We start from the raw sequence: 18,511 nt of genomic DNA on the forward strand, positions 1-18,511 counted from the left end.
GCCGCCCGGCTGAGCCGCGGCGTCAAACTGCCGCCCGGCCGACCCGCAGTGTCAAACTGCCGCTCGGCCGAGCCGCGCGACGGCTCAAGGCGGAGCCGGGGCGCCGCCCGCCTGAGCCGCGCGACGGCTCAAGGCGGGGCCGGGGTGCCGCTCGGCCGGGGCGCCGGTCAGTCAGCCGGCCTGTTGCGGAAGCGTCTCGCCGAAGGTGCCCTGCCGGCGCACCGTGTGCCAGCGCAGCCGTACGCCGAGGATCGCGGTGGCCACCGACTGGATCACCACGAGGTACATCAGCTGCCGGTAGACGAACTGCTGCAGGGGCAGCACCCACAGGGCGGAGGCCCGCTCGCCGTCCAGCCGCAACGCGTACCAGCCGGTGAGCGCCTGCACGACGACGAACGCGGCCCACACCGCGACGACGGGCAGCGGATCGCCGACGGCGGTGTTGTAGAGGGCCATGAGGTCGACGACCGGCGCCAGCAACGGGAGCACCACCTGGAACAGGGTCAGGTAGCCCAGGCAGCGGCGCCCGAACGGGCCTGGTTCGATCACCGCGCGCCGGTGTTTCCACATCGCCTGGAGGGTGCCGTAGCACCACCGGTAGCGCTGCTTCCAGAGCTGGCCCAGCGAGGTCGGCGCCTCGGTCCATGCCAGCGCCTTCTCCTCGTAGACCACCCGCCAGCCCGCCCTGCACAGCGCCATCGTCAGGTCGGTGTCCTCGGCGAGGGTGTCGACGCTGACGCCGCCGAGCGCGACCAGGGCGGACCTGCGGAAGGCCCCGATCGCGCCGGGCACCGTCGCCATGCAGTCGAGCAGCTCGAAGGCGCGCCGGTCGAGGTTGAAGCCGATGACGTACTCGATGTGCTGCCAGCGCCCGATCATGCCCCGCCGGTTGCCGACCTTGGTGTTGCCGCTGACGGCGCCGACCTCGGGATCGGCGAGCTGGCGCACCAGATGGCCGATGGTGTCGGGCTCGAAGACCGTGTCACCGTCGACCATGACCAGCACCTCGTGGGCGGCGTGCGCGATGCCGGTGTTGAGCGCGGCGGGCTTGCCGCCGTTGGACTGGCGCAGGACCCTGACGTTGGGCAGGCCGAGCGACATGGCCAGGTCGGCGGTGGCGTCGGTGGAGCCGTCGTCGACCACGATCACCTCGAGCGGACCCTCGTAGGAGGTGCGGACGAGCGACATGATGGTCGCCCTGATGCCGGCCTCCTCGTTGTAGGCGGGCACGATCACGGTCACCGGCGGCGGCGTGTCCCAGCGCGCCCGGCCTCTGCGGCGCCTGCCGCCCCGGTTGCGGCGCGCGTGCACCCAGGCCAGCACCGCGAAGAGGAGGAGCCTGGCCAGGGTGAGCACGCCCGCCGCGACCAGGACCCACGCCAGCGCGCCGGTGAAGGCGCCGGAGGCGCGCTGCGCCAGGGCGAGCGCCCAGCCGGTGAAGCGCTCGACCGGTCCGGCCGGTTGGTGCGCGGACGGCATGCCGAGGGCGGCGGTCACGGTGACCGCTCGGTATCCCCGGCGGTCGAGCTCCTTCAGCGCCGTCTCCAGGCCCTGGACCGTCCGGCTCCGGTCACCGCCGGAGTCGTGCATCATGACGATCGCGCCGCGTCCTCTGGCGGGCAGCGCGCTCTTGGCGATGCTGTCCGCCGTCACCCGGCTCCAGTCCTTGGTGTCCAGGTCGGTCAGCGCGATCAGGTAGCCCTCGGCGGCGACGGCACGCAGGCTCCGCCACTGCGGCAGGGTGACTGCGGCGGGGGTCGACGAGTACGGCGGGCGGGCCAGCGTGGTGTGCTGCCCCGTCGCCCCGGCCAGCGCCTTCTGCGTCAGGGACAGTTCGAGCCGCAGCCGCCATTCCGGCACGTTCGTCAGGTCGGCGTGGGCGTAGGTGTGGTTGCCGATCTCGTGTCCCTCGGCGACGATCCGCCGCGCCAGCTCCGGGTACTGGGCGACCTTCGAGCCGACGGTGAAGAAGGTCGCCTTGGCGCCGTGCCGGCGCAGCACGTCGAGCACGAGCGGCGTCCACCGGGGATCGGGTCCGTCGTCGAAGGTCAGCGCCACCTTCCTGGCGGCCGGCGCGGCGCTGGCGACCGTTCCGGCCGTGAGGTTGAGCACGGGTCCGCCCCCGCGCAGCTTGTCGAGCTCCGGGGTGGACTCGTCGGTCGCCGGCGCGGGCGCCTGGGTCTCCCCCGCGACGTTGGTCACGTAGCCGTTCAGCGCCAGCGCGCAGGCGAGCAGCAGCATGCCGACGGCCAGCAGGAACCAGTGGCCGCGAGGGTCGGCCGCCTTCGTCCGCGGGAGCGGCGCGGTGATCGGACCGGCAGCGGGCGGCTGCGGCACGGCGGGCGTGTGCGGCACAGCGGGCGTGTGCAGCACGGCGGGCGTTTCCGGCGCGGCGGGCGGTTGCGGCACGGCGGGCGGCCGGTGTCCGTCGAGCGACTGCCAGGCGGCGAGCGGCCGGCGTCCGGCGGGCGGCTGCCCCTGGGCGGGCGGGTGGCCGTCGGCGGGCGGGTGCCGGTCGGTGGGAAGCGTCATCCCTTCGGCCCCTTCGGCCTGTCGGGGTCGTGGCCCGGCGGCGTCTTGCCGTCCAGACCCGGCGGCAGCTCGCCGGTCGGCTCGGCGGTGGCGGGAGGGTCGGTGACCGGGTCCGGCTCGGCGCTCGGGGCCCGGGTGGGCGCCTCGGGGGTTTCGGCGCTGTCCGCGGGTGGTACCGCCCGGGCGCTCGGCGTGGCGCGGGGTGCGCGTGACGGCGGGGCCTGCCGCGTGGCGCTGGAGGCGGGTGTGGGCCTGAACACGGGCAGGCTGCGTGACGCGGTCGGCGTTGCCGACGGCGACGCGCTCCTGGACCGCGTGGGCGAAGCCGTGCCCTTCGCCGGTGAGCCGTCACCCGGCCAGCCGCTCACCGACAGCGTCGTGCCGGTGAACATGCCGCCGAGGACGACGGCGAGCAGCACGAACGCCAGCGTGCTCGCGGCGATGGACCCTGCCATGACCAGCCGCCTGCGGCGGCCGCTCTGGTCGACGAACACGGCCTGCGGCGGGGAGTCGGGACGACGGCGCTGAGAGGACACGCCGAGCGATCGTAGCGACCTTGCATCACAGGGAGGAAATCGTGCGACGTCATTGCGGATCTGACGGGGCGTCGGGCCGCGACAGCGCCTGCCCGAAGCGGGCGAGCAGGTCGCGGAGCTGGTCGCGCTCCCGCGGGGTGAAGGCGTCGGCGATCTTCCGCTCGATCGCCACGGCGGCGGCGTCCGCCGTCTCGAGCGCGCGCCTGCCCTCCTCGGTGAGGTGGGTCTCGAGCATCTGCCGGTGCCAGGGGTGCGGGCGGCGCTCGACGAGCCCGCGCTCCATGAGGTTCCTGACCACGACGCTGGAGGCCTGCGGGGTCACCAGGCACTGCCTGGCCAGGGCCGCGTTGGAGATGCCCGGCGCGTCGGCCAGCACGAGCAGGGCCGCGTACTGCGGCACCGTCAGGCCGGCCTGCTTCACGGCGGCGTGCTTGGCCGCCATCAGCAGGTGCTCGGCCCGCTTCACGTCGAGACCGAGTCGCTCCTCCGCGGGCATGCGCATGGCCAAACTATACAAGCATGGACATCTATCAAAGCTTTGATAGTGTGCCGGGCCATGAGCGTTATTCCAGGCAGCCATCTCGATCTGCTGACCCGGCCGCTGTTCGCCCACCTGGCGACGTTGATGCCGGACGGGACACCCCAGGTGACGCCGGTGTGGACGATCTGGGACGGGGAGTTCCTCCGCTTCACCACCACCACGGACCGGCGCAAGGGCAGGAACGCGGCCGAGCGCCCCTCTGTCGCCCTGTCGATCAACGACCCCGACGCGCCGTACCGCTACCTGGAGGTGCGCGGCGTGGTGGAGCGCATCGACCCCGATCCGGAAGGGGCGTTCTTCGACGTGCTGGCCAGGCGCTACGGGCTGGACTACGAGGCGCCCGTGGGCGACGCCGAGCGGCGGGTCGTGCTGGTCGTGCGGCCCACCAGATGCACTAGGCAGTAGCCGCGCGGGCCAGCAGCGCGGCCTCGGTGATCGGGTCCTCGTGCGTGCCCTCGGAGACGCACGCGTGGGCGCCCGCGATGGCACCCAGGCGCGCGCACGTGGCCACCGGCTCGCCGCGCAGCAGGCCGTACAGGAAGCCGGAGACGAACGCGTCGCCCGCGCCGTTGGAGTCGGCGATCGGCGCGGGCAGGGGCACGGCAGGGAAGGCCGTCACCTCGCCGTCGCCGCTCAGCACGAGGCAGCCCCGCGCGCCGTCGGTGCAGACGACGGTGTGGGCGCGGCCGTGCCGCCTGATGTGGCGCATGGTCGCGGGCGGGTCGGCGAGCGCGGTGGCCGACAGGAAGACCAGGTCGGAGCGGTAGGCGAAGTCCTTGTGGTAGTCGGAGACGCCGTCCCAGTCGTGCAGGTCGGTGGAGGTGGGCACGTCGGGGAAGTCGGCGTAGACGTGGCGGGAGAAGTCGGTGATCGAGACGTGCACGTGGCGGGCCGGGTGCAGGTACAGCTCGCGCGGCAGCCGCTCGCCCGGCACCCCGCGCGGATCGAACAGCGAGGTCCTGCGGCCGTCCGGGCCGACGAGCAGGATGCTGCGCCTGGTGCCCGCGGCCGACGGCGCCCACGCGAAGTCGACGCCCCTGGCGGCCAGGTGCTCCCTGATCAGCCTGCCCTGGGGGTCGTCGCCGATCAGGTCGGCGAACCTGGTCCGCAGTCCCAGCGCGGCGCAGCCGAGCGCGACGCCCGAGCCGGTGTTGCCGATGCGGTCGACGACCGGCGGCACCGCGTAGGTGTCGGCGTACGGCAGGGGCAGCTCGGGCACGTAGGCGGTGGTGTCGACCCCCGCGCCGCCGATGACCAGCACGTCGTACATCTCGCACCCCTCCAGGGACTGGCCGGCCTCGCCTCAGGGCCGGCCGATGACGAGGATCAGCGGTTGACGAGCGGCCCCGAGCCCGTCGAGCCGCGCACCACCAGCTCGGGCTGGAAGATCAGCTCGAGGTGCCGCCCAGGGGTCCCGTTGACCTCTTCCAGCAGCGTCTGCACCGCCGCCGAGGCCATCGCCCCGATCGGCTTGCGGACGGTGGTCAGCGGCGGGTCGGTGAAGGCGATCAGCGGCGAGTCGTCGAAGCCGACCACGGAGACCTCGCCCGGCACCGACCTGCCCCGCTCCCGGCAGGCCCTGATCGCGCCCAGCGCCATCAGGTCGCTGGCGCACACGATGCCGGTGCAGCCCTTGGCCAGCAGCTGGGCCGCGGCGGCCTGCCCGCCCTCGACCGAGAACAGCGAGTGGGCGATCAGATCGTCGACGTCGTCGGCGCCCAGCAGCTGCGCCATCGCCTGCCGGTAGCCCTCGATCTTCCTGATCACCGGGACGAACCTGCGCGGCCCCAGCGCCAGGCCGATGCGCTCGTGGCCGAGGTCGACCAGGTGCTGGACGGCCAGGCGCGAGGCCAGCCGGTCGTCGGGCGAGATGAAGGGCGCGTCGATGTTCTCGTTGTAGCCGTCGACCAGCACGATCGGCAGCCCGCGGTCGGTCAGCCTGGTGTAGCGGTCCATGCGGGCGGTGGTGTCGGCGTGCAACCCCGAGACGAAGACGATGCCGCTGACCCCTCTGTCGACCAGCAGCTCGGTGAACTCGTCCTCGGGCGCGCCGCCGGGCAGCTGGGTGCACAGCACGGGCGTGTAGCCGTGGTGGGTGAGCGCCTTCTCGATGGCTTGCGCGAAAGCCGGGAAGATCGGGTTGTCCAGCTCGGGCGTGACCAGCCCGATGAGCCCGTTGCTGCGCTGGCGCAGCCGCGGCGGGCGCTCGTACCCCATGAGGTCGAGCGCGGTCATGACGGCCTGGCGGGTCGCCGAGGAGACGCCTGGCTTGCCGTTGAGCACCCGGCTGACCGTGGCTTCGCTCACCCCTGCCTGGGCGGCGATGTCGGCGAGACGGGCGTGACCGTTCATGATGGACACTTTACGCAACCTTTGCCCGCCACCACGTGGTGGAATCGGGAGCCAGACGTCCCTGCACGACGGGGCCACTGGACAGGATCGGCGTGCCGTCGATCAGGTAGCCGATCTCCTGTCCGGTCAGGTTGACCGTGCAGACGAAGCCGTCGTCCCGGCTGAAGACGAGCGTGCCGGCGGGCGAGTCGTGCCAGCGCAGCTCCCCCGCCACGGTACGGCGCAGCCGCAGCGCCTGCCGGTACAGCGACAGCATCGAGCCGGGATCGTCGGCCTGGGCCTCGACCGACATGTGCGCCCAGTCGGCGGGGATCGGCAGCCACGGGTCGCGCCAGCCGTACCCGTCGGCGGCGGTCCACGGCAGCGGCACCCGGCAGCCGTCGCGGCCGCTGTCGGGGTCGCGCAGCCGCTGGGGGTCCAGGCACACCTCGGGGGGCAGGTCGAGCACCTCGGGCAGGCCGAGCTCCTCGCCGTTGTAGACGTAGGCCGAGCCGGGCAGCGCGAGCATGAGGAGCGCGGCGGCGCGCGCCCTGCCGAGGCCGCCGAAGCGGGTGACGTGCCGCTTGACGTCGTGGTTGGACAGCACCCACGTGGACGGGGCGCCGACGGAGTCGGCGGTCTGCAGCGACTCGGTGATGACCTCGCGCAGCGCGTCGGCGTCCCACCGGGCGTTGAGGTAGTGGAAGTTGAAGGCCTGGTGCAGCTCGTCCTCGCGGACGTAGCGGGCGAGCCTGGCCGGCGTGGGCGCCCACGCCTCGGCCACGCCGATGCGCTCGCCGGGGTAGGAGTCGAGGATCCTGCGCCAGGCGCGGTGGATGTCGTGCACGGCGTCGTTGTCGAAGTACGGCACGACGTCGTTGCCGATGAGGCGGACCTGGTCGGCGTGGCCGATGTCGGGCAGCCCCTCGGGCTTGACCATGCCGTGGGCGACGTCGACGCGGAAGCCGTCGACGCCCAGGTCGAGCCAGAAGCGCAGGATCGACTCGAACTCCGCGCGGACCTCGGGGTGGTCCCAGTTGAGGTCCGGCTGCGAGGAGTCGAACAGGTGCAGGTACCACTGGCCGTCCTCGACCTGGGTCCACGCGGGGCCGCCGAAGATCGACTCCCAGTCGTTGGGCTGGTCGCGGAAGATGTAGCGGTCGCGGTTGACGCCGCGCAGCGCCTCCTGGAACCAGGGGTGGGCGGAGGAGGTGTGGTTGGGCACGATGTCGACGATCACCCTGATGCCCAGGCCGTGCGCCTCGTCGATGAGCGCCTTGGCGTCGGCCAGCGTGCCGAACAGCGGGTCGACGTCGCGGTAGTCGGCCACGTCGTAGCCGAAGTCGGCCATCGGCGACGAGTAGAAGGGCGTCAGCCAGACGGCGTCGACGCCGAGGTCGGCGAGGTAGCCGAGGCGGTCGCGCACGCCCATCAGGTCGCCGACGCCGTCACCGTCGCCGTCGGCGAAGCTGCGCACGTACACCTGGTAGATCACCGCGTCCCGCCACCAGCGGGCCGGTGCCGACGAGTGGGTCATGTGATGTCCCCCGCGAACCGACAACAAGCAGGTCCCGCCAACGCGACGGGACCACTTCATATGAAAGGGCTTGCCGCAAGTTTACGCAAGCCTTTCCAAAGTGGGATTTTTCGCAATAAGTCGAGGCTGGGGATGGTTGCCGGCATACCGAAGCCGACCGGATACGTGGGCGGGAGCGGGGATTCGGGCGCGTCGCGGGCCGCCGTCTTGAATCAGCCACGCACGGTTACAGATTTTTCATGTCAAGTCTGGACACCGGGGTGAACACGCGATGTACTACCTCATCAATCAGCCCCGTCACAGGTGACGTCTCGTGCCCGCCAAGCAGCGATGACTCCCTCGCGCTCGGGAGTCTGATGCGCGTCGACGAGGGTGGAGCAGACCCATGAGCACGGTCGTCCTGGACAAGGTAACCAAGGTCTACCCCGGGGGATACCTGGCGGTCGACCGGCTGAGCCTGCGCGCCGCCGACGGGGAGTTCCTCGTCCTGCTCGGACCGTCGGGATGCGGCAAGTCGACGCTGCTGCGGATGATCGCCGGGCTGGAAGAGGTCACCTCCGGCGACCTGTGGCTCGACGGCAAGCTCGCCAACCACGTGGCCCCGCGCGACCGCGACGTCGCGATGGTCTTCCAGAACGGCGCCCTCTACCCGCACCGCACGGTGCGCGGCAACATGGCCTTCCCCCTGGAGATCGCCAAGGCCGACCCCGCCGTGGTCAGGGAACGCGTGACCGAGCTGTCCAAGGCGTTACACATCGACGAGACCCTCGACCGTAGGCCCGGCACCCTGTCGGGCGGCCAACGCCAGCGCGTGGCCATGGGCCGCGCCATCGTCCGCCAGCCGAAGATCTTCCTGATGGACGAGCCGCTGTCCAACCTCGACGCCGGCATGCGCACCGAGCTGCGCATGGAGATCTCCTCCCTGGTCCGCTCGCTCGGCGTCACCACCGTCTACGTCACCCACGACCAGGTCGAGGCGCTCACGCTGGCCGACCGCATCGCCATCATGAACAGGGGCGTGCTGCAGGACGTCGGAACCCCCGCCCAGATCTACAACGACCCGGCGACCGCCTTCGTGGCGGCCTTCCTGAGCTCCCAGCAGCTCAACCTGCTGGCCGCGACCGTGCGGACGCCGCAGAACCAGTACGTGCTGCTCGACTTCGGCCCCCACCAGCTGGTGATCCCGTGGAGCGACCCCCGGGCGTACGCCATCTCCCAGCACACCGGCGGCCAGATCATCGTGGGGCTGCGCCCCGACGGGCTCGCGCCGGTCCCGGAGTCGTACGAGGGGCCGAGCTTCTACGGCAGGGTCAGGGCGCTGGAGTACCACGGCCACGAGTGGCTGGCCTACGTCGAGTGCGGGGTGCCGGGGGTGGCCGTCCCGGAGCCGCCCGATCCCCGGCGCAACGCCAACGGCCGCGACCAGGGGGGCGGCGGGCTGCGCGGGATGATGCGGCGGCTCCTCGGGCCGGTCGAGGAGGACCACGCCGACCAGGAACAGGTCGGCCACACCATGCGCGACGGCAGCCACCGCAGGGCGGACCTGATCGTCCGGCTGGGCGTGCGGCCGGCGTGGCGGACCGGGGACGCCGCCAAGATCGGCGTGGATGTCAGCCGCCTGATGCTGTTCACGATGGACGGCGCGCGGATCGACCCGCCGCGCCGCTGACTCCCCGCGACGGGATGACGGGACGTTCGACGGGGCCACGCTGAGACCGGACAGTCGATAGGGACGCGTGAGACGGGCCACGCTGAGACGGGACGCGCGAGAGGGACGGTCGATGGGGCCCGCGCGAGACGGGCCACGCTGAGACGGGACGCGCGAGACGGGACGGTCGATGGGGCCCGCGCGGGTGGTGGCCGCTGCCCTGGGACCCGCGCGGGCGGCTGACGGTCAGTCGGCGACCGGCTCGAAGCGGGTGGCCATGCGGGAGACGATCTCGACGATGCGGGCCGCGCGCTCCAGCTCGGCCCGGTGGAAGGGCGGGCCCTCGGCGCGGGCGACGATGACGTGCACGGCCGGGCTGGTCACGGGGAGCACCATCAGGCGGTGTTCGCCGGCCTCGTGGGACAGCGCCCTGGGCGGCAGCTCGAGCAGCTGGAAGGTGGGTGGGGCGGCGGGGCTGGCGTGCCGTACGACGCCCTCGCCCAGGGCGAGCGCCCACTCTCCCCCGCACAGCGAGGGCAGCGCGTCGACCAGTGTGGCGAGGCCGCGTGCGGGGTCGGCGGCGACGTGCAGGAGGAGATCGTAGTCGGGCGCGGAGCCTGGGACCTCACGGGTGGGCCAGACGCCTTCGACCTTGACGCCCGGGACGGCCGACAGCCTGTCGCGGACCGAGGCGGGAGTGGTGGCGCCCGGCCACGAGATGACGAAGTCGTCCACGGCCCTGCCCGCCTCGCGTTCGAGCACGGTGACCTGCAAGATGTCGGCCCCGAGCACACCCAGCACCCGGGCGACCTGACCCAGACCGCCGGGGCGGTCCGGCAACGAGACCCTGAGTCTCAGCAACATCGCATCTCCCCCTTCCGAAGGCTCCAAACAGTGCCGCAGGGAGATTTCGCGCGCGTTTCCGGGCTATGTCCAGAATGATGCCCGATAGGGCATTTGTCGATGACCCCTACCCCCCACCCGTAGCGCGTTGGAAAACCGGACGTTGTAGCGTGAAGACAGTCCAGTTTTCCAACGAACCAGGAGGCGCGATGCGCGACGCCGTGATCGTGCAGGCCGTACGAACCCCCATCGGCAAGGGCAAGCCCAGCGGCGCGCTGGCCCAGGTCCACCCGGTGGAACTGCTCGCGCACACGCTGCGCGCGCTGATCGAGCGCAGCGGCGTGGACCCCGCGCTCGTGGACGACGTGATCGGCGGCTGCGTCGACCAGGTCGGCGAGCAGGCGATGAACACCACCCGTTACGCGTGGCTGTCGGCGGGCTTCCCCGACGAGGTGCCGGCCGTGACCGTGGACCGGCAGTGCGGCTCCTCCCAGCAGGCGGTGCACTTCGCGGCCCAGGGCGTCATGTCGGGCGCCTACGACCTGGTCGTGGCCTGCGGGGTCGAGTCGATGAGCAGGGTGCCCATGTGGTCGAACGTGCCGCCCGGCGCCGACCCCTTCGGTCCCGGCGTCGCCGCCCGCTTCCCCGAGGGCCTGGTCCCGCAGGGAGTCAGCGCGGAGCTGATCGCCGCCAAGTGGAGCCTGAGCCGTGAGGAGATGGACGCCTTCGCGATGGGCTCGCACCGCAAGGCGGCCGCCGCCGACTTCTCCGCCGAGCTCGCCCCGATCGCCGGGCTCGACAGGGACGAGTCCGTACGGCCCGGCACGACGATGGAGGTGCTCGCGGGGCTGAAGCCCGCCTTCGCCGACCCCGGCTACGCCGAGCGCTTCCCGCAGATCGACTGGTCGGTCACGGCGGGCAACGCGAGCCCCACCAACGACGGCGCCGCGGCCGTGCTGATCGCCGGCGCCGACACGGCGGCCAGGCTCGGCCTGCGCCCGCTGGCCAGGCTGCACTCCTTCGCCGTGACGGGCTCCGACCCGCTGCTCATGCTGACGGGCGTCATCCCCGCCACGGAGAAGGTACTGAGGAAGGCGGGGCTGAGCCTGGCCGACATCGACCTGTTCGAGGTCAACGAGGCCTTCGCCAGCGTGGTGCTGGCCTGGCTGCGGGAGACCGGGGCCGACCCGGCGAAGGTCAACGTCAACGGCGGCGCCGTCGCGCTCGGCCATCCGCTCGGCGCCAGCGGCGTCCGCATCATGACCACCCTGGTCAACGCCATGCGGCAGCGGGGTGCCCGCTACGCGCTGCAGACGATGTGCGAGGCGGGCGGCCTGGCCAACGCGACCGTGCTGGAGCGGATCCCGTAAGGCGCCACCGTGCCGGCGTGCTGGAGCGGATCCCGTAAGGCGCCGCCGTGCCGGGGCCCAACTCGCCGGGGCCCAGCTCGTCGGGGCTCAGCTCGTCGGGCCCCGGTCACCGGCGCCGTGGTCGAGGCCGCTCCCGCTCAGCGCTGGTAGGCCCCGGCGTCGCGCGCGGCGCCGAGGGGCTTACCCGTGAAGTCCTTGGTGACGGCCGAGCCGCCGAACCACACGGGGCTCAGCACGGCGCCGCGCCCCAGCGCCGGCGAGCCGGGCCGCAGGCGCAGGTCGGTCCTGGAGACGAAGCGCGGGTCGGCGATCACCGATCCGGGACCGAGCGTGAAGCGCTTCTTGCGGCCCATGTAGACGCTGCCGGCCTCGTCGGCGCCCTTGCCGTCCTCCCAGCCCATCTCGCCGCCGACCGCGATCACGTTGTTGCGCAGCTTGAGGATGTCGGGAGCGCACCCGTCGTGGCAGGACCAGCCGATGGTCTTGGCGGCGGGCAGGTACACCGAGTTGTGCACGGCGACTGTCCCCTTCACCGGCCCGACGACGTGCCGGGGCCCGCGGGTGACGAGGAACGAGGCGAGCTTGCGGCCGGAGGTCACGACGTTGAAGGCGAAGACGTTGCCGGTCGCCGTCTTGCCCTTCTGCGCGCCCAGTTCGGTGAAGGTGACGTTGTCGTGGGAGCGGTTGTGCGTGATCCTGTTGCGGTCGCCGTTGAAGATCTCGACGGCCGCGCCGTCGAAACCGTAGTCCTTGCTGGTGGCGAAGCTGCCGGTGATCGTGTTGCCGGTGACGAGGTTGTCGTCGCCGTTGAGCAGGACGCCGAAGGCGCCGGAGTCGTTGTCGCCGCCGTCGTCGTTGACGCTCATCCGGTTGTTGCCGGTCAGCGTGCTGTTCCTGATGGTGTTGCGGCTGCCGTCGGTGCCGACGTGGACGCCGGCGATGTTGCCGTCGGCCGTCACGCCGGTCAGCTCGTTTCCGTCACCGCTGATCTCGAAGCCCGACCACTGGCAGTTGCTCGCCCTGATGCCCGAGACGCGCCAGTGGTTGCCGGTGATCACGACGCAGGGCTGGTCCTGGCCGCTCAGCTTGGGCGCGGCGCCCGTGCCGTACGGCTGGACCACGATCGGCCTGGCGGCGCTGCCCTTGGCGGCGAGGGTCAGCGTCTCGCTCCAGCTGCTGCCACGCTTGAGGTTGACCGTGTCGCCGGGCCGCAGCGTGGCGGCGTTGACCGTCGCCAGGCTCTTCCACGCGGTGGCGGCGCTGGTGCCGGCCGCCGCGTCGTCGCCCGCCTTGGAGTCGACGTAGTACGTCGTCCCCGCCACGTTGCTCTCCAGATGGCCGGCGGGCAACAGCAGAACGGCCACGACCAGCGACTTCATCGGCGCACCACTCATCTAGTTGAAGAACGAATCGTCAGGTGCATACCGTAGCGTGATCAGCCGCGTGCGGCGAGACGCCAAACCTTGAACGACGGCCCTTCTCCCGGTAGGACCGGCGAGTCAAGATCGTCGGCGTCGTGGACGCCGGTCAGCGTGCCGTCCAGGGGCAGCGCCAGCGGCTCGCCCGGCGCCCTGCGCGCGCACACCAGCAGCGACTCGCTCGCGCTCTCCCGCAGGAACACCAGGCAGTCGGCCGAGGCGTGCACCCAGCGCAGGCCGCCCCTGCGCAGCGCCGGCTCGGCCCTGCGCAGGCCCAGCAGCCGCCGGTAGGCGGCGTGGGTCTCCTCGTCGCGGTCCTCGGGCCGGTTCCACGGCATCGGGGTGCGGGAGTACTCGCCGTTGTCGCCGGTCAGCCCGAACTCGCTGCCGGCGAACACCATCGGCGTGCCGGGCAGCGTGGCCTGCAGGCCGAGCGCGACCAGGTGCCGCTCGCGCGAGCCGGTGACGGTGCGGATGCGCGGCGAGTCGTGGGAGTCGAGCAGCTGCCAGGAGTGGACCAGCGAGCGCCACGACATGTGCGCGGCGAACTCCTTGAAGGTGGCGACCGTGGCGGCGCCGTCGCGGGAGGGCACGCCGCCCGGCACGCCGAGGAAGTGGGCGAGCTCGAGCGACTCGCCGCGCAGCCACGCCCACACGGGCCGGGTGAAGCCGCCGTAGTTCATGGTGCCGTGCCAGCCGCCGGCGTCGAGGTCGGCGGAGGCGTCGTGGTTGTGCTCGGCGATGAAGGCGGCGCCCCGCGGCCTGAGCAGCCTGGCCACCTCGTGGTTGTGGTCGTCGCCGCCGCGCCTGCCGGTCATGTTGGCCACGTCGACGCGCCAGCCGTCCAGCCGGCCGAGCCACCTGGTGATGGCCTCCCCCATCCTGGCGCGGACCAGCGGGCTGCCCCAGTTGAGCTTGGGCAGCGTCTTCACGCCCCACCACGACTCGTAGTCGCCGGTGTCGTCGTCGAAGTAGTACATCTCCCGCTCCGGCGCGTGGACGTCGGAGACGGCGGCGGTGAACCACTCGTGCGAGTCGCCGGTGTGGTTGGTGGTGATGTCACCGAGCAGCCGCATCCCGCGCGCGTGCACCGCCGCCGACAGCCGCTCCAGCGCCTCGTCACCGCCCAGCAGCGGGTCGACGGCGTCGAACCGGGCGGCGTCGTAGCGGTGGTTGGACCGGCCGGGGAAGATCGGCGTCAGGTAGACGGTGTCGGCGCCGAGCTCCTGGATGTGGTCGAGATGCTCGACGATGCCGTCGAGGTCGCCGCCGTAGAACTGCTCGGGCGTGCCCGGCCCCTCGCCGATGACCTCGTCGGTGTCCCACTCGGCGGGCAGCGCCCACGCGGGCGGCTCGCCGCCGGCGCCCGAGCGGGCGAACCGGTCGGGGAAGATCTGGTAGACGATCGCGTCGGCCATCCAGTCCGGCGGCGGCTCGTGGGCGACGAGCCGGAAGTCGGTGGCGTCGGTCACGTCGTGCCCGACCAGGCCCCGGGCGGTCAGCCATTGCTGCCCGCCCGGCGTCAGCAGCAGGAAACGGTACGGCACGACCGGGTTGACCGCCGTGACCGTCGCCTTCCACCAGGTGTCGGCGGCGCCGTACCCGCCCGCGCCCCGCCTCGACGGGTCCTGCGCGGCCGGCATGTAGCGCGGCTCGCCGTCGTGGACGGCGCGCACATGGACCGCGTCCAGCGCGAAGGCGGGCGGGACGCGCAGCCACACGGTCACCTCCTCCCCCAGCGCGGGAGCGGGGGTGGAGATGTAGAGGGACGAGCCGTCGTGGTGCGGCTGGTCGAGGTGGTGCACGTGCCGTCTGCCTTCCTCAGCCCTTGACCGCGCCCGCGGTCAGACCGGAAACGATGAACTTCTGCAGCCAGAGGAACACGCTGACCGTGGGGATCGCGGTGAGGAGCGTGGCCGCGGCGAACATGCCGAAGTTGGCGTTGCGGCCGTCGCCGGCGATCATGCCGTACATGCCCACGGCGAGCGTCTTGCTCTCCGGGTCGCGAAGGAAAATGTTGGCCATGAGGAACTCGCTCATCGTGCCGATGAAGGCCAGCAGCGCGGTGACCGCGAGGATCGGCGTGACCAGCGGCAGGATGATCTTCCAGAAGATCTGCGCGTGGGTGGCGCCGTCGACGGTGGCCGACTCGTCGAGCTCCTTCGGGATGGTGTCGAGGAAACCCTTCATCAGCCAGGTGTTCACGCCGAGCGCGCCGCCCAGGTAGAGCAGCAGGATGCCCCACGTGGTGTTGAAGCCGAAGGCGGGGTAGAGCTCGGTGACCCTGGTGAAGATCATGAAGATCGTCACGATGGCCAGGAACTGCGGGAACATCTGGATCAGCAGCAGCGACAGCAGGCCGACCCGGCGGCCGGCGAAGCGCATGCGGCTGAAGGCGTAGGCGGCGAACATCGACAGCAGCAGGCTCGCCGACGAGGAGGCCAGCGCGATGAACACCGAGTTGAAGAACCAGCGGCCGAACGGGTAGACGTCCGAGCTGAACAACTTGGCGAAGTTGTCGAGGCTCGCGCCGGTGGGCAGCAGGTCGGAGGAGGCCAGCGTGCCCAGCGGGTTGATCGCCGCCGAGACCACGAACAGGATCGGGAACAGCGCGAACGCGCACACCAGCAGCACGTAGGCGTGCCGCAGCATCAGCTTCATGCGTAGACGTCCTCCAGCTTGCGGGTCCGCCTGAACGTGATCGCCGAGATGGTCGCCACGATCGCGAAGATGAACACCGACATGGTGGCCGCCAGGCCGAACTGCGCCGCCCCCTGGCCGAAGGCGAGCCTGACCGTGTAGCTGATCAGCAGGTCGGTGGCGCCGACCGTCGGGCTGTCGGCGGGGAACGGCCCGCCGTCGGTGGTCAGCGCGATCGCGTTGTAGTTGTTGAAGTTGAAGGCGAACGAGGAGATCAGCAGCGGGCTGAGCGACACCAGCAGCAGCGGCAGCGTGACCTTGCGGAAGGCGTAGGACGGCGGCGCGCCGTCGATCGAGGCCGCCTCGTTCAGCTCGCGCGGGATCGCCTGCAGCGCGCCGGTGGTGACCAGGAACATGTAGGGGAAGCCCAGCCACAGGTTGACCAGGAGCACGGCGGCCTTGGCCGACACCGCCCCGCCCAGCCAGTCGACGTCGAGCCCGAACAGGTTGTTGATCAGGCCGAAGTCGCGGTTGAACATGTCGCGCCAGACCAGCAGCATCGCGAACGCGGGCATGGCGTACGGCAGGATCAGCGCGATCCGGTAGATCCTGGTGCCGCGCATCTTCGGGTGGTGCAGGGCCAGCGCCACGGACATGCCGAGCGCGAACGTGCCCAGCACCGACAGCAGCGCGAAGGCGACGTTCCAGCTGAACATGCCGAGGAAGTGGGCCGAGAGCGTGGGGTCGGTGACGACGCGGGCGAAGTTGGCCAGGCCCACGTTGACCTGCCAGCCCTGCGCGAGGTGCTCGCCCCTGGCGTTGACGAAGTAGCCCTGCGACTCGTCGGCCGTCCAGGTGTCGCCTTCGCCGCGCACGCAGTCGCAGCCGGCGTCGTAGGCGAGGGCCGCCCTGCCCTCCACCGCGCGGCTCAGGCCGTTGGCCTTGATCAGGCCGCCCCGCGTGGGGACCGCCAGCCCGGCGATCTGGCCGGCGCGGGCGGCCGCCTCCGGCGCCTTGAGCACGGTGTAGCCGGGCGCCTCGATGACCTTGCCGGTCACGCCCAGCCGGGCGCCCTGGACGGGGGCGAGCCCCGCGGCCGTGCCCTCCTGGACCTGCTTGGTCTTGGGGTCGACCAGCAGGAACACCAGCGTGTCCCCCTTGAGGGCGGCGCTCAGGCCGTACTCGGGCGAGCCCGGCGCCTGCCGTACCGACCCGGTCTCGATCGCGGTGATCGCGGCGGCCTTGTCACCGCGGTGGCCGTCACCGAAGTTGGTGAAGGCGGTGCTCACGGTGTAGAGGACCGGGAACACCTGGAAGGCGATGAGGAAGACGGTGCCGGGGACGAGATACTTCGCGGGCACGAAGCGGCGGGTCAGGTAGAGGTATCCGATGATCGCGCTGGCCAGGCCGAGCACGGTCAGCGAGACCCATGACTCGGCGGCGACCAGCGGCGGCACGGCGTAGAGCAGGATCGCGGCGGCCACGGCCAGCACGGCGATCCTGCTCACCACGAACGCGGTGGTCAGTTCGCGACGGGGCCGCGGAGTGGACCTGACCTCCGCGGCCTCACGCACGTCCAGGGACATCGGCTAGTTCTTCAGCGAGCCGTCGATGGTCTTCTGCGCCGACTCGGCGGCCTTCACCGGGTCGCTGCCCTTGACGACGGCGGCCTCGGCGATGCCGAACGGCTCCCAGATGGCCGACATCTCGGGGATGGCGGGCATGGGGATGCCGCCGGCGCCCGCCTCGAGGAACTTGCCTGCGTCGGGGTCGCTCGCCTTGACGGCCTCCAGGGCGGAGGTCAGGGCCGGCGGACGCGGGTCGGCGTCGTAGAGGGCCTTGGCGACGTCGGCGTTGGTCACGTAGTTGGTGACGAACTCCTGGGCGAGGGTCTTGCTGGCGCCCTTGGCGGCGACGAAGAAGCTCTGCACGCCCACGAACGGCGTGGCGGGCTTGCCGTCCTTGAAGCCGGGGACGGGGCTGATGTCGTAGGACAGGCCGCTCTTCTTCACGTCGGCCATCGCCCACGGACCGGAGACGAGGAAGGCGCACTTGCCGCCGGCGAAGGTCGGGATGCTGTTCTCGTTGGTGAGCGAGGTCTTCAGCGCCGCGTCGCCCTTCTCGCCGAGCTCGGCCAGCTTCTTGAAGGCGGCCTGCGAGTCCTTGGAGCCGACCAGCACCTTCTTGGGGTCGGGGTCGCCGCTGGAGGTGGTGCCGAAGATGGCGCCGCCGGCGGAGGAGAAGAGCGGGTAGACGTGGTAGGCGTCGCCCTTGGCGGTGACGGGCAGGCAGAGCACCTCGTCGACCTTGCCGGCCTTCTTGAGCTCCTTGCCCTTGGCGAGCACGTCGTCGAAGGTGGCGGGGGCGTCGGGGGCGAGCTTGGTGTTGCGGATGAGCGCGACGTTCTCCACGGCGTACGGCGCGCCGTACACCTGGCCGTTGAAGGTGACGGCCTTGAGCGCGATCGGCGAGAAGCTCGCCTTCTGCTCCTCGGTCAGGTTGACCGGGTCGATGGCGCCGTTCTGCACGAGGTTGCCGATCCAGTCGTGCGCGCCGATCATCACGTCGGGGCCGCTGCCCTGCTGGGAGGCGGTGAGGAAGGTCTGCTGGTTGTCCTTGCTGATCTCCTTCACCTCCACCGTGACACCGTTCTCGGTGCCGAACTGGTCGGCGAAGGGCTTGAGCGCCTTGGTGCGGTTGGGGTCGGCCCAGATCACGAGCTTGCCGCTGCCCTTGTCGGCGGAAGCCGACGCCGTGGCGGACGGCGCGGCCGAGCTCGGCGCCGCTGACGGCGCCGGCTCCGAACCACCGCATGCCGTGGCGCCGAACGCCACGGTCGTCAGGGCGGCCACACCCAGTGCCCGGATGCGCATGGGACCCTCCTGAGGTCAAGCGGCGCATGTGGGGGAGCGCCGCTGAAAGATCCTGAAACAGCCGCCTTTGCGGCTTATGTTTCGGGGACGTTAGCGAGTCTTTGCAAGAATTGGAAGAACTTGCGCAGGAGAGTTACCTCACCGCTACCTGCCATGAAGCGTCTTTGAACAACCGTGCGGACGATCGACATGACTGCAACTTTCCGAAACTTGCGCTTGACCATCTTCACACGGGATCCTTC

The 18,511-nt window shown here is 71.4% G+C and carries 15 protein-coding genes; 3 read left to right on the top strand and 12 right to left on the bottom strand.

From position 1 onward, the window contains the following. Positions 1–171: 171 nt before the first annotated feature. From ACWDLG_RS42275 to ACWDLG_RS42285, 3 genes are read right to left on the bottom strand one after another with little or no spacing between them, the layout of a single operon-like run. On the bottom strand, positions 172–2,532 hold the full coding sequence (locus ACWDLG_RS42275; protein ID WP_449930868.1) for a bifunctional polysaccharide deacetylase/glycosyltransferase family 2 protein: 2,361 nt from the start codon (positions 2,530–2,532) through the stop codon (positions 172–174). Beyond that, a complete protein-coding gene (locus tag ACWDLG_RS42280) occupies positions 2,529–3,068 on the bottom strand; it encodes a hypothetical protein (RefSeq protein ID WP_449930870.1) in 540 nt (179 codons plus the stop codon). Before ACWDLG_RS42280 ends, ACWDLG_RS42275 begins: the two co-directional genes overlap by 4 nt. A 49-nt stretch (positions 3,069–3,117) precedes the next feature. Then, complete coding sequence (locus ACWDLG_RS42285; protein WP_449930872.1) at positions 3,118–3,570, bottom strand: MarR family winged helix-turn-helix transcriptional regulator; 453 nt, start codon at positions 3,568–3,570, stop codon at positions 3,118–3,120. 54 nt (positions 3,571–3,624) lie between these two features. Between ACWDLG_RS42285 and ACWDLG_RS42290 the strand changes: the two genes are divergently transcribed. After that, positions 3,625–4,014 (top strand): PPOX class F420-dependent oxidoreductase, encoded by a 390-nt coding sequence (locus tag ACWDLG_RS42290; RefSeq protein ID WP_449930874.1) that lies wholly within the window; start codon positions 3,625–3,627, stop codon positions 4,012–4,014. Here ACWDLG_RS42290 and ACWDLG_RS42295 read toward each other — a convergent pair. From ACWDLG_RS42295 to ACWDLG_RS42305, 3 genes are read right to left on the bottom strand one after another with little or no spacing between them, the layout of a single operon-like run. Then, positions 4,004–4,879, bottom strand: a complete 876-nt coding sequence (locus tag ACWDLG_RS42295; RefSeq protein WP_449930875.1) for an adenosine kinase — start codon at positions 4,877–4,879, stop codon at positions 4,004–4,006. The genes ACWDLG_RS42290 and ACWDLG_RS42295 overlap by 11 nt on opposite strands. A 56-nt stretch (positions 4,880–4,935) precedes the next feature. Beyond that, positions 4,936–5,961: a LacI family DNA-binding transcriptional regulator gene (locus ACWDLG_RS42300; RefSeq protein ID WP_354920639.1), complete on the bottom strand. Its 1,026-nt coding sequence runs from the start codon at positions 5,959–5,961 to the stop codon at positions 4,936–4,938. A 10-nt stretch (positions 5,962–5,971) separates the two neighbouring features. Beyond that, positions 5,972–7,477, bottom strand: coding sequence for a glycoside hydrolase family 13 protein (locus tag ACWDLG_RS42305; protein WP_449930877.1), 1,506 nt, complete (start codon positions 7,475–7,477; stop codon positions 5,972–5,974). 385 nt (positions 7,478–7,862) lie between these two features. On the opposite strand from ACWDLG_RS42305, the gene ACWDLG_RS42310 reads away from it, so the two are divergent. Further along, positions 7,863–9,146 carry an ABC transporter ATP-binding protein gene (locus tag ACWDLG_RS42310; protein WP_449930878.1) on the top strand — a complete coding sequence of 428 codons (1,284 nt, stop codon included), beginning with the start codon at positions 7,863–7,865 and terminating at the stop codon, positions 9,144–9,146. A 225-nt stretch (positions 9,147–9,371) separates the two neighbouring features. Here ACWDLG_RS42310 and ACWDLG_RS42315 read toward each other — a convergent pair whose 3' ends face one another. After that, positions 9,372–9,989, bottom strand: coding sequence for an ACT domain-containing protein (locus tag ACWDLG_RS42315; protein WP_354920648.1), 618 nt, complete (start codon positions 9,987–9,989; stop codon positions 9,372–9,374). Between the two features lie 188 nt (positions 9,990–10,177). Between ACWDLG_RS42315 and ACWDLG_RS42320 the strand changes: the two genes are divergently transcribed. Next, entirely contained in the window at positions 10,178–11,338 is a 1,161-nt protein-coding gene (locus ACWDLG_RS42320; protein ID WP_449930880.1) for a thiolase family protein, read from the top strand. A 137-nt stretch (positions 11,339–11,475) separates the two neighbouring features. Here the strand turns inward: ACWDLG_RS42320 and ACWDLG_RS42325 are convergent, their stop codons facing one another. The 5 genes from ACWDLG_RS42325 to ACWDLG_RS42345 are packed head-to-tail and all read right to left on the bottom strand — an operon-like array spanning position 11,476 to position 18,269. After that, complete coding sequence (locus ACWDLG_RS42325; RefSeq protein ID WP_449930882.1) at positions 11,476–12,717, bottom strand: hypothetical protein; 1,242 nt, start codon at positions 12,715–12,717, stop codon at positions 11,476–11,478. 56 nt (positions 12,718–12,773) lie between these two features. Continuing rightward, the gene (locus tag ACWDLG_RS42330; protein WP_449930884.1) at positions 12,774–14,561 is read right to left on the bottom strand and encodes a glycoside hydrolase family 13 protein; all 1,788 of its coding nucleotides are present in this window, start codon (positions 14,559–14,561) and stop codon (positions 12,774–12,776) included. Positions 14,562–14,577: 16 nt separating this feature from the next. Next, positions 14,578–15,417, bottom strand: a complete 840-nt coding sequence (locus ACWDLG_RS42335; RefSeq protein WP_449930886.1) for a sugar ABC transporter permease — start codon at positions 15,415–15,417, stop codon at positions 14,578–14,580. Then, positions 15,414–16,982, bottom strand: a complete 1,569-nt coding sequence (locus ACWDLG_RS42340; RefSeq protein ID WP_449930888.1) for an ABC transporter permease subunit — start codon at positions 16,980–16,982, stop codon at positions 15,414–15,416. Before ACWDLG_RS42340 ends, ACWDLG_RS42335 begins: the two co-directional genes overlap by 4 nt. Before the next feature lie 3 nt (positions 16,983–16,985). Beyond that, positions 16,986–18,269, bottom strand: coding sequence for a sugar ABC transporter substrate-binding protein (locus ACWDLG_RS42345; RefSeq protein WP_449930890.1), 1,284 nt, complete (start codon positions 18,267–18,269; stop codon positions 16,986–16,988). Between the last annotated feature and the right edge of the window lie 242 nt (positions 18,270–18,511).

Source organism: Nonomuraea sp. NPDC003727 (genome assembly GCF_053586935.1).